The organism is Pseudoalteromonas sp. SG44-5, assembly GCF_014164175.1.
GTDB classification, from domain to species: Bacteria; Pseudomonadota; Gammaproteobacteria; order Enterobacterales; family Alteromonadaceae; genus Pseudoalteromonas; species Pseudoalteromonas nigrifaciens.
In genome coordinates, this window is sequence record NZ_JACJES010000002.1 from 72,065 (window position 1) to 85,876 (window position 13,812).

The 13,812-nt window shown below is 40.1% G+C and carries 10 protein-coding genes; 3 read left to right on the plus strand and 7 right to left on the minus strand.

Going from position 1 to position 13,812, the window contains the following annotated elements; all coding sequences use genetic code 11:
- Window positions 1-120 precede the first annotated feature (120 nt).
- Genes H5079_RS02735 through ccoN form a run of 4 tightly spaced genes read right to left on the minus strand, consistent with a single transcriptional unit; the run spans window position 121 to window position 3,464 of the window.
- Window positions 121-1,155 (minus strand): c-type cytochrome, encoded by a 1,035-nt coding sequence (locus tag H5079_RS02735; RefSeq protein ID WP_011328520.1) that lies wholly within the window; start codon window positions 1,153-1,155, stop codon window positions 121-123.
- On the minus strand, window positions 1,152-1,337 hold the full coding sequence (locus H5079_RS02740) for a cbb3-type cytochrome c oxidase subunit 3 (RefSeq protein WP_011328519.1): 186 nt from the start codon (window positions 1,335-1,337) through the stop codon (window positions 1,152-1,154). Before H5079_RS02740 ends, H5079_RS02735 begins: the two co-directional genes overlap by 4 nt.
- A gap of 6 nt (window positions 1,338-1,343) precedes the next feature.
- Entirely contained in the window at window positions 1,344-2,018 is a 675-nt protein-coding gene (ccoO, locus tag H5079_RS02745) for a cytochrome-c oxidase, cbb3-type subunit II (protein ID WP_011328518.1), read from the minus strand.
- Window positions 2,019-2,030: 12 nt separating this feature from the next.
- Window positions 2,031-3,464 carry a cytochrome-c oxidase, cbb3-type subunit I gene (gene ccoN, locus H5079_RS02750; RefSeq protein ID WP_011328517.1) on the minus strand — a complete coding sequence of 478 codons (1,434 nt, stop codon included), beginning with the start codon at window positions 3,462-3,464 and terminating at the stop codon, window positions 2,031-2,033.
- 344 nt (window positions 3,465-3,808) lie between these two features.
- Between ccoN and H5079_RS02755 the strand changes: the two genes are divergently transcribed.
- The 3 genes from H5079_RS02755 (at window position 3,809) to H5079_RS02765 (ending at window position 9,123) form a co-directional block, all read left to right on the plus strand.
- The gene (locus H5079_RS02755) at window positions 3,809-4,231 is read left to right on the plus strand and encodes a hypothetical protein (protein ID WP_182683372.1); all 423 of its coding nucleotides are present in this window, start codon (window positions 3,809-3,811) and stop codon (window positions 4,229-4,231) included.
- A gap of 822 nt (window positions 4,232-5,053) precedes the next feature.
- On the plus strand, window positions 5,054-7,645 hold the full coding sequence (locus tag H5079_RS02760) for a TonB-dependent siderophore receptor (RefSeq protein WP_182683373.1): 2,592 nt from the start codon (window positions 5,054-5,056) through the stop codon (window positions 7,643-7,645).
- A gap of 110 nt (window positions 7,646-7,755) precedes the next feature.
- On the plus strand, window positions 7,756-9,123 hold the full coding sequence (locus H5079_RS02765) for a hypothetical protein (RefSeq protein ID WP_011328514.1): 1,368 nt from the start codon (window positions 7,756-7,758) through the stop codon (window positions 9,121-9,123).
- Window positions 9,124-9,173: 50 nt separating this feature from the next.
- Here the strand turns inward: H5079_RS02765 and H5079_RS02770 are convergent, their stop codons facing one another.
- The 3 genes from H5079_RS02770 to mfd are packed head-to-tail and all read right to left on the minus strand — an operon-like array spanning window position 9,174 to window position 13,769.
- The gene (locus H5079_RS02770; RefSeq protein ID WP_182683374.1) at window positions 9,174-9,428 is read right to left on the minus strand and encodes a DUF3862 domain-containing protein; all 255 of its coding nucleotides are present in this window, start codon (window positions 9,426-9,428) and stop codon (window positions 9,174-9,176) included.
- 31 nt (window positions 9,429-9,459) lie between these two features.
- Entirely contained in the window at window positions 9,460-10,296 is an 837-nt protein-coding gene (locus H5079_RS02775; protein ID WP_182683375.1) for a peptidoglycan binding protein CsiV, read from the minus strand.
- Entirely contained in the window at window positions 10,296-13,769 is a 3,474-nt protein-coding gene (mfd, locus tag H5079_RS02780; protein WP_011328511.1) for a transcription-repair coupling factor, read from the minus strand. Before mfd ends, H5079_RS02775 begins: the two co-directional genes overlap by 1 nt.
- Between the last annotated feature and the right edge of the window lie 43 nt (window positions 13,770-13,812).

A 13,812-nucleotide genomic window follows, 5' to 3' on the forward strand; every position in this document is an offset into this window, starting at 1 on the left:
GATGCGGCTATACTATAATAAATATTTGTAAAAGACTAAAAAAAAGCCTCCGAGTGGAGGCTTTTTTGATCTGGATTAATCTATTGAATTTAAAAGATTAAATATTCGTTAACGGTGTAACTATTTAGCTTGAGATAAGCTGTAAACGTAAGCCGTTAGTAGGTGTATTTTATCTTCACCTAAAATATCTTTCCACGCTGGCATTACACCGGCACGACCATGGTTAAGTGTTTCTTCAACAGCACGTTGAGAACCACCATATAACCAAACGTTGTCGGTTAGGTTAGGTGCACCAAAGGGTAAGTTGTGTGCAACAGAGCCTTTACCGTCAGCACCATGACATGCAGCACACATAGCCCACTTAGCTTCGCCGGCAGCAGCGTCTTTTTGGTTTACAGTACGACCTGAAAGGCTAAGTACATGAGCGGTCATTTCTTTAACGCCTTGCTCACCTAATGCAGCACCCCAAGGTGGCATTGCTGCTATACGCCCGTAAAGTAATGTTTCTTTAATTTTATCGGGTGTGCCGCCATATAACCAATCATTATCAGTTAGGTTAGGAAAGCCAGTACCACCACGTGCGTCAGAGCCATGACACTGAGAACAGTTTTGTGCAAAAAGACGTTGGCCAATTTCAATTGCTAGCTGACCTTGTGTCTCGGCATGTTTTTCACCATTTTCAAGTGCAACTTGCTGTGCTGCGTCACCTTCAAATTTAGACTCAACCAATTTTACTACAGGTATTTGTGCTAGTTCATTAAAAATAGGACCAAAACGTGCATCTGCAACGCGGTACTCAGCGTCTAGTTTTACAAAGCGACCTTCTTCTTTAGCAAGTTCTACTGCTTCTTTAGACTCAGCCAAAGATGTAATACCTTGGTTAGAACTAGTCCACTTACCTAACCCTTCCCAGTTACCTAAACCTGGGTAAGCTGCTAAGTAATAAACAGACCAAATAAATGTTGCAAAGAACATGTAAGTCCACCACTTTGGTAGTGGATTATTTAGCTCTTCAATTCCATCATATACATGTCCGCAGCTTTCACCTTCAGGTACACCAGCGTAGTTTTTTAAATTCCACACGAGTAAACCAAACAAAATGAACAAACATGATAGGGTTAATACAATAACCCAAATACTCCAAAAGCTAGTCATTTCTCAGACCCCTTTTCCTCGTTAGAGAGCGTATTGTTGTGTTTTTTTTCATCTTCGAAAATAACATTAGCAGCGTCTTTAAAACGTGTTTTACTACGTTTGCTGTATGCCCAAGCAACAATCACAATAAATAGTACTAAAATTACCAGAGTTAAAATGCCTCTGTATGTCCCATAATCCATAATTAGTTACTTCAAGTGGGTGCCAAGCTGTTGCAAATAAGCGATAAGGGCTTGCATTTCTGTTGCACCTTTACCGTCATTCATTGCATCAACTTTGGCAACATCAGCGATTAATTCTTCATCACTACCGTAACCTAAACCATCGTAACGGTCGGTACGGCTATCGATTCCAAATGTGTCACGGAAAATTTTAAGTTTATTCAAAGTCAAGCTTGTATCAAGCGTATTCTCTGCTAACCAAGGAAAGCCTGGCATGTTCGACTCAGGAACCACAGCACGTGGGTCAACTAAGTGAGCATAATGCCAGTCATCCGAATAACGTTTGCCTACACGAGCTAAGTCAGGACCAGTACGTTTAGAACCCCAAAGGAAAGGGTGATCCCAAACAGATTCACCAGCAACCGAATAGTGGCCATAACGCTCAACTTCGTCACGAAAAGGGCGGATCATTTGTGAGTGACAGTTAGAACAACCCTCACGTACATATAGATCTCGGCCTTCCATTTCAAGTGCCGTTAACGGACGTAGTCCGTCAACTGGTTTAGTTGTATCGTCTTGAAACATTAGCGGAGTAATTTCAACTAATGCACCAAAGCTAATTGCGAAAACGGTCAAGATAGCCATAAGGCCAATGTTTTTTTCGACTATTTCGTGTTTGTTTTGTGAATTTTTATTGCTCATTATCTCACTCCGTTATGCTAATTGTGCTTGTTCGTCTAATTGCAGCGAATCGTTCTTCGCTGCCACTGTACGATAAACGTTATAAGCCATAACTAGCATACCTACTACGATGAACACACCACCAATAAAGCGTATAACATAGAAAGGATGAGACGCCTCTAAAGACTGTACAAAGCTATACATTAATGTGCCATCAGAGTTAACTGCACGCCACATTAGACCTTGCATTACACCTGAGATCCACATTGCTACTATGTATAAAACAACACCAACAGTGTGTAACCAAAAATGTGTGTTAATTAATTTAACGCTGTACATACGACCTTGCGAGAATAGCGCAGGGATTAAGTGGTAAATAGCGCCGATAGATATCATTGCAACCCAACCTAATGCACCTGAGTGAACGTGTCCTACAGTCCAGTCGGTGTAATGAGAAAGCGCGTTTACAGATTTAATTGCCATCATTGGACCTTCAAACGTAGACATACCGTAAAAAGATAATGAAACAACTAAGAAACGTAAAACAGGGTCAGTACGAAGCTTATGCCATGCACCAGACAACGTCATAATACCGTTAATCATGCCACCCCAAGATGGAACGAATAGGATAATAGACATAACCATACCTAAACTTTGCGTCCAATCAGGAAGCGCAGTGTAGTGAAGGTGATGAGGGCCTGCCCAAATATAAAGCGAAATAAGCGCCCAAAAGTGAACCACAGATAAGCGGTAAGAGTAAACCGGACGGCCTGCTTGTTTTGGTACAAAGTAATACATCATACCTAAAAAGCCAGCTGTTAATAAAAAGCCAACGGCATTGTGTCCGTACCACCACTGTACCATTGCATCAACTGCACCAGCATAAATGGAATACGATTTAGTTAACGACACAGGTACAGCCATACTGTTTACAATATGAAGTACAGCAACCGTAATGATAAAGCCAGCATAGAACCAGTTAGCTACATATATATGAGACACTTTACGCTTTGCGATTGTGCCCATAAATACTACGGCATAAGTTACCCATACAACGGCTATTAAAATATCAATTGGCCACTCAAGTTCTGCATATTCTTTAGAACTTGTAATACCCAAAGGTAGTGTAATAACAGCAAGCACAATAACAAGCTGCCAACCCCAAAAGGTAAAAGCTGCTAATTTATCTGAAAGAAGGCGCGTTTGACAGGTACGTTGAACGACGTAATAAGACGTCGCAAAAAGTGCACTTGTACCAAATGCGAAAATAACTGCGTTCGTGTGTAACGGACGAAGTCGAGAGTATGTTAACCATGGTGTATCAAAGTTAAGTGCTGGCCAAGCTAGTTGGGCAGCAATCAGAACCCCAATACTCATGCCAACGATGCCCCAAATCACTGTCATAATAGCGAATTGGCGTACAACTTTATAGTTGTACTCAGTGTGTGATGCTACTGTCTGGCTCATTTTCTGGCTTCCGCTGCAATAAATGCGTTTAGAAATGAATTACCCACCTAAAAAAAGTGGGGCCTACTATTACTTCACAAGCTTGCCATCTAAAACATTAAAAATACGATTATTTTAGAAAACAGACTCGAGAAACCCTTATTTTTTTGCGGTTGAAATGATAAAATTTTTGGCTTAAAAAAGATAGGTCAATTACATAATATTATGACATCAATCAAACTTTACTAGCTTGCTGTTTACTTTTTGAGGTGAATTGTACGTTATTTGTAATAAAAGTGTGATTTGACCTTGTGACTATTAAATTAGTGCCAGCCATTATTTTTTGGATTGTGAGTACCTGCCACATGTATATATATAGAGTATGTTTGTTTTTTTTACTAATTTTTTTAGTTGCGTGTGATTATTCAAAAACCAGCGATACACAACAATTAAAAAACCTTGCTTGCGAAGCCGGTTTAGCCTGTACTTTTCCAAATGGCGTTAAAGTGTGGCTTAGCGATGGTGATTTATCCCCTGAAACACCATTCTCCATATTTGCCGAGTTACCTAAAGGGCATGTTATTACGAATGCAAAACTTGAAGGCGTAACTATGTATATGGGGTATATTCCTCAGCAATTTAAGCGCCATGGCAACACTTGGCAAAGTGAAACTATGGTAGGTATTTGCGCTGAAAAAAATATGCTGTGGAAATTAATCCTTAACGTAACCGATGAGGTAACACAGCAAAGCAACTCGGTATATTATTATTTTTACGTTACTTACTAAACATGCCATTGCTTATATTGCTTATTAAGTAGCTCGCTTAATTTGCAGCAGGGAGATAAGCATTCTGGTTGAGATCAGTTTAGTTGTGCTTACTCTCTTTAAGTTAAGCGTTACTTTTTATTTCTTGGCGCAGAAAAGCTAAATCCACAGAGGGTTAGCTTTAGCGCAAGAAGATTAAGCCTACAATAAGAATACTTCGTACACTCACATCATTTTAGCTAGCACTTAGCACTCCTGCCTTTTGTAATTTTTACTTTCTCTTTTTAATTTCTAAAAATGCATCAATGGTATTTGGTTAATTAAGTGTACTACTAGGTTTGAGGCAATCATTGCTTCATTAAATTGGTGAATAATTTACTTGTTTAATCTTGGCTGAATAAAAAATCTCTCCTTTAAAAGCTATATATGCGTTAAAACAGACTAATTAATTACTCAAAGCGCATAAATATAGTTATCAATTAACATCTAGTTTTACGGTTTTAATAACCTACTGTGATTAACTTGTTAAATTACCGGTTAAAGGTACATTGTTGAGTTAATTACATTTAATTACAAAGTCCATTAGTTTGATTTCACCTGTGCTTTTAATGTAGCGCAATGCATTTAGTGTATTGATTTTGAAGTGTATTTATTAATTAACAAGGAAACATAGTGTAACTTTTGTACCTTTTTTGGGTGTTGTGTTTTTCGGTTGGTTTTTAATTAGTCTTTCGTTAAGTTTTTGTTCAGTTAATCACGCCTAAGTTGCTGTTTTCTGACTCACAATTCTTATAAAAGTGAGCATTACCATTTAGGTAAATTTTCAACAAGTAGGGTTCATCCATGAAAAAATCAACTCTTGGCTTAGCGGTTATCGCTGCTATTCCAATGTTCTCAAGTGTGCAAGTTTTAGCGGCTGACGAAGCGGCAAAGTCAATTGAAAAAATTCAAGTAACGGGTTCTCGTATTAAGCGTACCGACATGGAAACGTCTAGTCCTGTTACTCTTATTGGTGCAGATGACATCAAAGCGATGGGCGCAACGAGTATTGATAGCGTTTTACAAAAAATGACTGCTGCAAGTGGCGCTATGACCAATCCTGCAGTTAATAATGGTTCAGGTGGTAATGCACGAGTTGATCTTCGTGGTTTAGGCGCACAGCGTACTTTAGTACTAGTAAATGGCCGACGCATGATTAACTCAGGCACAGGTGCTGCATCTACAGTTGATTTGAATACCATTCCAGTATCTATGATTAAACAAGTTGAAGTGTTAAAAGATGGTGCTTCAGCAGTTTATGGAACAGATGCAGTAGCTGGTGTAGTAAACATCATATTAAAAGATGATTTTGAAGGCCTTGATATGAACCTTAGCGGTGCTATCACTGGCGAAGGCGATGCTGATGAAACTTCATTTGATATCACAATGGGGTCAAGTTTTGATCGCGGTAATGTTGTTATAGGCTTACAGTACACAGACCGTGGTGATGCAAATCAAGCAGACCGTGACTTCTCAAATTGTCCAATTGAAGAAAACTTTGCAGATAAGAGTTTTTATTGTGGAGGTTCTCCATACAGTCCGAACGGTCGAGTATGGGGTACAACTGCTGATCTACAAGGTCAAGCAGATGGTCAGTGGCATGATTATGTAGCAGAAAATGATGCTTATAACTTTGCACCGGATAGTTACTTATATACACCAATGCGTCGTTTAAACCTTACAGGTATTGGTCATTTTGAATTAACTGATGAGACGCGTTTATTCACAGAGTTTACATACTCTAAACGTTGGTCTACTCAACAAATGGCACCACAACCAGTATGGTTTGACTTTAATTATGACCAAGCTGCAATGGGTGATTCACTAATATCACACGGTGTTACTGACGGGGAAGCTATTTCATACGGTCGCCGTATGACTGATATTGGTCCTCGTGGCTATGAACAAGTAGTTGATACAGTACGCGCAGTTATTGGCCTTGATGGTGCATTTGATAATGGTTGGGGCTGGGATACATCTGTAGTATTTGGTCGTAATGATGCTGTAGATCGCGCCACAAATTTATTAAATATGGGTTCTATTCAAAAAGATATAGGTACGGGTAACTTCAATCCTTTAGATCAAAGTGATTGGAGTGCAGGTAATTTAGCTGAATATAACTACACGGAAAATAACTCAGGCGGAAGCCAATTACTTGTTTTATCTGCAGGCTTAAACGGCGAAGTGGTTGAACTACCAGCTGGCTATGTAGGTTTTGCTGCTGGTATTGAGCGTCGTGAAGAAAAAGCATGGTATATACCTGACTCATTAACATCACAAGGCCTAGCTAATGATCCACGTGTAGAGCCAACGGGCGGTCGTTTTGCAGTTAACGAAGCGTATGTTGAGTTTGCAGTACCGCTAGTTGCAGATACAGTGTTTGCTGATAGCATTGATTTGAGTGCTGCTGTGCGTGCATTTGATTATAGTACTTTTGGTTCAGATGAAACATGGAAACTTGGTTTAACATGGCGTGTAAATGATGAGCTAATGCTTCGTGCTGTTCGTTCAACTGCTTTTCGTGCTCCAACAGTTTCAGAGCTATACCAAGGTAAATCACCTTCATTTGAACGAGTCGAGTTCCCAGGAGCGCAGGATCAAGCTGAAGTAACCGTAGGTGGTAATGATAATTTAAGCCCCGAGCTTGCTGATACCGTGACGGCTGGTTTTGTGTATGCACCATCTTGGTTTGAAGGTTTTTCAATGACAGTTGATTACTACGAAATTGAAATTGAAAATGCAATCTCAAGTGTTAATAATCAATATATTGTGAATAGCTGTCTTGATTCAGCATCAGGTAACAATATTAATGAAAATACAGCACTCTGTCAGTCTGCAGGTGTTAAATTTAACCAAAGTACAGGTCGTATTAGCTTTAATAATCAGTTACAAAATATTGGCGCTGAAACAACAAAAGGTTACGATGTAAACTTTAAGTATGCATTCGAAGCTGCAGGTCTTAATTGGCGCACTGGTCTAGATGTAACCATTTTAGACGAATATATAGTTGATTCAGGTACTAGCACGATTGATTATACTGGCCTTGTAACGTCTAGTAGCGGTAGCTATGCAAAAGTTAAGTCAAACTTCACACTAAATGTTTCAGGTGATAATTGGGATACACAATATCAAGCTCGTTTAATCGATGGCCTTGATAGCTATTCATGTCTTGCTGCTGACAGTGAGTGTTTAGTGCCGAGCGTTGGTACTGTTGTTTACCATGACTTAAGTGGTTCATATGTAATAAATGATACTGTTTCTTTATCTGCAGGTGTTAATAACTTGTTTGACAAGCAAGCACCTTATTACACAGGCAACAATGATTCAAACACTGACCCGTATACCTATGACGTATTAGGTCGTCGTTTCTTTGCTGGAATCAATATTAAGTACTAATTAAATACAGTACCATAAATATTTTAAGGCCTAGTTTTTACTAGGCCTTTTTTATTGAACAAAATACTTCAGGCAAGTACACTAAGGAGCTATATTACAAGGAGATTTAATTGTTAAAGCAAGATGAGAATTTATCTTTTATTATTGAACCGCAGCTGGGCCAACGCTCAGAGCAACGCCTTGATTTATACTTTTCGATCCCCAACGAAATGGGCGTGAATGCACAAACCCTTAGTGAAGAATCCTATTTTAATAATCAATTTAAATCTTATTTAGCTTATAACGCCAATAATATTCACCTACCGCTAGTGCGAAGCCGTTTTGTAAGTAAAAACAAAGGTGAGCAGCGAGATTACCGACAAAACCTCAATTTGTATTGTTATCAGGTGCGCTTGGCTATTGATGCAGATATTAAAGAAACCCTCAAAATAGAAGACCCTGATGAATTTTATCAACGGGCGGGTGAGCTGTGCGAGCAAAGCCAAAGCTTATTAAGAAAACTAAGACGTTATACCCCTGAAGATGAAAAGCTAATTTCATTTTACACCAATGCCGATAACTACCTTAGTTGGCAAATAGAGCAGTCGTTTTTAAAACTGCTCGATGAAGGACCGCGCAGTAGTGACTATGCAAAAGAGCGCAACGACTTAGTTAATTTTTGTAAGTCAGAAAACAGTTATCGCGAAGAGCAACAATATAATTCAGAATCAACCCTTAAAGATGCAAACCGCATTACTAATAAAATGCGGTTATTGCAGCGTTTAATTGAACATGGTGTAATTTTAAACCGCCAAACTCGCTACCTTAATAGTTATTTAAAACGTTTAGTTAAGGGCTCGGTAACCGCTGTAATTATGGCGTTAGTGATGATAGTTATACTCAACGCACGCGCAACTTTTACAGAAGTTACAGCAACATTAATCTTAATATTGGGGCTTATTTATGGCCTTCGCGAAATATTTAAAGAAGATATAACCCGAATTATTTGGCGCGCTATTGTACGTGGGCGGCCTAAGTGGCGGTTTGTTTTTAAAAATAGCGTGACCAAAGACAAAGTTGCGAGCCAGCTTATTTGGTTAGAATATACGCGCTTTAAAAATATTCCAAAAGAAGTCCGTGCTATTTTCTCCAAACGCCGGCAACAAAATAAGCTCGCTGCACAGTGGTTACACTTTGCAAGCGAAACACGTGTAAATGCCCGAGAGTTTTTACCAGGTTACGATAGTTTGCATCAAACACTGCAGTTTAGCCTTGCGCCGTTTTCTCGCTATCTTAAAAAAGGTGAGGGTAAGTTATATCATCTTGAGAGTAATAAGGTTTCTAAGCAGGCTGTAGAGCGGCGTTATCAATTAAATATGGTATTAGTGCTAACCGAGCGAGATAAAAAGCTGTATCAGCGTTATAAAATAACCATGAACCGCAGTAAAATAGTTAATATTGAACTTATTTACTCTGATGACGGTACTAAGCAGGAATAACAAAGGCTGTAACCGGTTACATCCCATGTTATTCCTCTAAAGGGTTAGCGTTAGTTGTTCGCTAACCCTTTTTTGGTAAATAAAGTTACCTTGTTTGATACGAGTATAATTTCGATATTTTTCGCATCGTCACCCCAAACGCAGTTGGTATGCAGTGTTTTTTCTACGCAGTTATCAGCGTTTCCTAAAAAAACTTCGACTTCTGATTTATCCATACCAATTTTTATTTTTTCGTAGTTCTCAACACTTACTTTAGAACACGCTGCTAGGCTTAGCGTTGCTGCAATAATCAGGAGTTTTTTCATTGTTATTTCCTATGTGTTAAATAACATCATATTAATGTTTGAATTTTCTAATTTGGACGATCATCCCCATTCTAGGGTGATCAAAATAGTGTATTTCTTCACTTATTACTCGTCTAAATTGTGAAAAACGAGCGGCTTCTATTTCACCACTATCGTGCTTTTGGCTAATATCGAAATTAGCGGTTATGTATAAATAATGGCGTAAATGTATTTTAAATAAACCGTCGAGTTCCCACTTCATAGTGGGTTCTTTAGGAGCATTAAAAAAGGAATCTTGCGAGTTAACCAAACTAATAAAGTCTGGGTTTGCATAACTTGGGGCGCTAGGCTCTGCACTTTTAATATGCTCACCAGCGATTAAATGCATGCTAGGTGCACGCGACTTACTTGCCCCTTCAAAACGCCAGCCAGTATGTAATAGTGGCGTTAACCCTTTGCGCTCTAGGGCTTGGCGTTGGCTGTTAAATTGCAGTTGTGTTGGTGCTAAAAGGTATGTTTGCTGCATTGTATCTTGTGCAGCTACAAGCGGTGTTACCGGTAGCTGATCATAACTTTTTAAATAATCAATACTGTTATCACACACCCCAGATTGCTGTTTTGAGTTAACTAAAGAATCTGTAAAAGAGCGTTTTTCAAAGCGTGTATCGCCATCAATACACGCTTGCATAGCTTGCTCAGTGTAAAGTGGGGTGAGTAAATCAAGTGTGTTTTTATCTTCAATAGCTGGTTTTTTAAGGCTAAAGTCTTCTTGTAAGTACGGAGCAGGGCGTTGTTTAAATACCAGCACTTCTACTTCAAACCAGCGCTCAGCAATTGCGGTGCTGCTAAATAAGCAGCATAAAATAATAAGCGATTTTTTTAGCAACATTAATGGCTAACCTTTTTTTCGAAATCTGCAAGCATTGCAGTGACCATTTTCAAGCGTTCGCGGGCATTTGCCTCGCTAATAACAAAGCGCAGTTTATTTGCGCCATCCATTTTGTACACGCGCGGTGCACTTTGTATCAAGCCTATGATGAAGCTAGGATTAACCTTAGTGTTTTGGCTAAATTCAAAGTAACCACCTTTCGGGTTTGCCTCAATTTTTGTTATACCTAAATCACTTGCTCGCATTTTTAATTGCTGCAGGCTAAAGAGGTTTTTAGCCGCGTCGGGTAATAAGCCAAAGCGGTCGATTAATTCTACCTGCAATTCGTCCATATCGGCAACATTAGCACAACTAGCAACGCGCTTGTACATACCTAAACGTGCGTTCACATCGTAAATATAATCATCGGGTAATAAAGCCGGTAGCTTTAAGTCTACCTCAGTTTGTTTTTGCAAGAGGTTTTCAAGGGTGGGCTCTTTGCCTTCTCGCAATGCTTTTACTGCTTGTTCAAGCATTTCCATGTATAAGCTAAAGCCAATGGTTTGCATTTGTCCTGATTGATCATCACCTAAAAGTTCACCCGCACCACGAATTTCTAAATCGTGGGTTGCTAGTGCAAAACCTGCGCCTAAGTCTTCTAATGACTCTATTGCTTGTAAGCGTTTGCTTGCATCTTTAGAAAGAGCTTTAGGATCGCCTGTTAATAAGTAGGCATAAGCTTGATGATGGCTGCGACCAACACGTCCACGTAATTGGTGTAACTGCGCTAAACCTAGTTTGTCGGCTCTATCCATAATTATGGTGTTAGCAGTTGGTATGTCAATACCGGTTTCTATTATAGTGGTGCACACTAATACGTTGTATTTTTGGTGGTAAAAGTCAGCCATTATTTGCTCAAGCTCTTGCTCGCGCATTTGCCCATGTGCACTGGTTACGCTTGCCTCGGGCACCCATTCACTTATTTCTTGTGCTACGCGCTCAATTGTCTCTACGTTATTATGTAAAAAGTAAACTTGGCCACCGCGTTTAATTTCTCTAAGTACCGCTTCACGTATTAATTCTACATCGCGTTGGCGCACAAAGGTTTTTACTGCTAAACGCTTTGCAGGTGGAGTGGCAATAATAGATAAGTCGCGCATACCGCTCATGGCCATATTTAAGGTACGCGGGATAGGCGTTGCAGTTAAAGTGAGTATGTCGACATCGGCGCGTAGCGCTTTAATCTTCTCCTTTTGGCGCACCCCAAAGCGATGTTCTTCATCAACAATTAATAAGCCTAAATCGTTAAATATAATATCAGCCTGGATCAGCTTATGAGTACCAATGACAATATCGAGCTTGCCGTTGGCCATTTTTTCAAGCGTGTCTTTTTGCTCTTTAGGTGAGTTAAAACGCGACAATACACCTACCTCAATAGGAAAGTCGGCAAAACGGTCTTTAAAGTTTTCAAAGTGTTGTTGGGCAAGTAATGTTGTAGGCACCAAAATAGCTACTTGTTTGTTATCGTTAACAGCTACAAATGCGGCGCGCATGGCGACTTCGGTTTTACCAAAGCCTACATCGCCACACACTAAACGGTCCATGGCTTGTTTTGATTGCATATCGCCTAATACGGCTTCAATGGCATTGCGTTGATCGTCGGTTTCTTCAAACGGGAAGCTGTCGCTAAATTGGCGATAAGCTGGGGCATCGAGGGTAAATTTATTCCCTGGTTTAGCTTGGCGCTGAGCGTAAATATCAAGTAACTCGGCGGCTACATCGCGCACTTTTTCAGCAGCACGTTTTTTAGCTTTGTCCCATGCATCTGAGCCAAGTTTATGCAGTGGTGCACTGGCTTCTTCGCCGCCCGAATAACGACTTAGCATATGCAGCGCCGAAACCGGTACATACAATTTTGCTTCACTGGCGTAAGTAATGGTAACAAATTCAGTGATAATGCCTGCGGCATCTATGGTTTGCAAACCTTGATAGCGACCAACGCCGTGATCAAGATGTACAATAGGTTGGCCTTCTTTAAGTTCGGCTAAGTTACGAATTAGTGCATCTTGGCTGGCTTGGTATTTATGCTTACGGCGACGGCGCTGCGATACTTTTATGCCAAGCAATTCTTGTTCGGTGATAATAGATAAACTAGGTTTAGTACCTAATACAACACTTTGCTCCAGTGGGCTAACAATTAGGCCAACATCGCTTTGGCTTTTTGTAAACTGCTCAAAACTAGTAAATTCTTTAAACTTTAAGCCGCTAGGTTTTAATACTCCCAGTAATGACTCGCGCCGGCCATCCGACTCTACGCTTAGTAAAATACGGCCTTTGTGCTTTTTTTGCGCCGCTACATAGTTTATAAACGCACCGTAAGGTTCGCTTTGTTTATGATCAATGCGAATAACAGGTAATTCACTAACAGTTAAATTTTTATTGCCTGCTTTTGTACCTAGTTTTGCTTGAGATAAGCGAATACGCGCATAATTCCCTAAATTAGCAAACAATTCATTAATGGGTTGATACAGCGCGCTTGGCTCTAATAATGGACGCAGTGGGTCTACGCGGCGGTTTTCATAGCGCACGTTTACGTCATGCCAAAAATTATCGGCGGCATGTTCTAAATCACCGAGCTGCATTACCGTTGTGGTTTCAGGTAGGTAATCAAAAATAGTGGCCAGTTGCTCGAAAAACAGTGGCATATAATATTCTATACCGGCGGGCCAATTACCTTTACTCACTTGCATGTAAACAGAATCTTGCTGCGCGCTGGCACCAAACTTCTCACGGTACGCTATTCTAAAGCGTTCAATGTCGGCTTCGTTAGTGGGAAATTCGTGTGCCGGGAGCAGTTCAATTTTATCTACTTTTTCATCTGAGCGCTGGGTTTCAACATCAAATAAACGAATGCTGTCGAGCTCGTCGTCAAAAAAGTCGAGTCTAAAAGGATGCGGGCTGCCCATAGGGTATAAGTCGACAATAGAGCCGCGAATGGCGTACTCGCCGTGCTCCATTACTTGCTGTACGTTTAAATAACCCGCTTGTTCTAAATTATTTCTGAAATTATGAGTATCGAGCTTATCACCCACCTTAAAGTTAATTGTGGACCCATAAATAAACGAAGCCGGGGCGGTGCGCAGCATTAAGGTAGAAACAGGGACAATTAAAACACTTTGTTGCTCGTTTTTGAGCGTATTTAAAGTGGCTAAACGGGCAGAAATAATATCTTGATGAGGAGAAAAATGGTCGTAAGGTAGGGTTTCCCAGTCAGGAAATATCATTACCGGGTTGTCGGGCAATAAATATTCTAGCTCGGTTTCAAGGCGCAGGGCGCTTGGCGTGTCTGGGGTTACAATTAACACTAAATTGTCTTGTTGTTTTACACCCTCAGCAATAGCAATGCTTAAACCACTGCCGCTAAGTTGCCCCCATTGAATTTTATCTTTTTGAGATTTCACCCAAGGCAAGGCTGCCCATTGCTCAAACGCCATTTATTACTCCATTTATAAATTGGCCCTAACTTATTATGTAATA

Coding starts and splice junctions, on each gene's coding strand:
- H5079_RS02735 (WP_011328520.1), bottom strand. CDS start 1,155: ATGACTAGCTTTTGGAGTATTTGGGTTATTGTATTAACCCTATCATGT.
- H5079_RS02740 (WP_011328519.1), bottom strand. CDS start 1,337: ATGGATTATGGGACATACAGAGGCATTTTAACTCTGGTAATTTTAGTA.
- ccoO (WP_011328518.1), bottom strand. CDS start 2,018: ATGAGCAATAAAAATTCACAAAACAAACACGAAATAGTCGAAAAAAAC.
- ccoN (WP_011328517.1), bottom strand. CDS start 3,464: ATGAGCCAGACAGTAGCATCACACACTGAGTACAACTATAAAGTTGTA.
- H5079_RS02755 (WP_182683372.1), top strand. CDS start 3,809: ATGTATATATATAGAGTATGTTTGTTTTTTTTACTAATTTTTTTAGTT.
- H5079_RS02760 (WP_182683373.1), top strand. CDS start 5,054: ATGAAAAAATCAACTCTTGGCTTAGCGGTTATCGCTGCTATTCCAATG.
- H5079_RS02770 (WP_182683374.1), bottom strand. CDS start 9,428: ATGAAAAAACTCCTGATTATTGCAGCAACGCTAAGCCTAGCAGCGTGT.
- H5079_RS02775 (WP_182683375.1), bottom strand. CDS start 10,296: ATGTTGCTAAAAAAATCGCTTATTATTTTATGCTGCTTATTTAGCAGC.
- mfd (WP_011328511.1), bottom strand. CDS start 13,769: ATGGCGTTTGAGCAATGGGCAGCCTTGCCTTGGGTGAAATCTCAAAAA.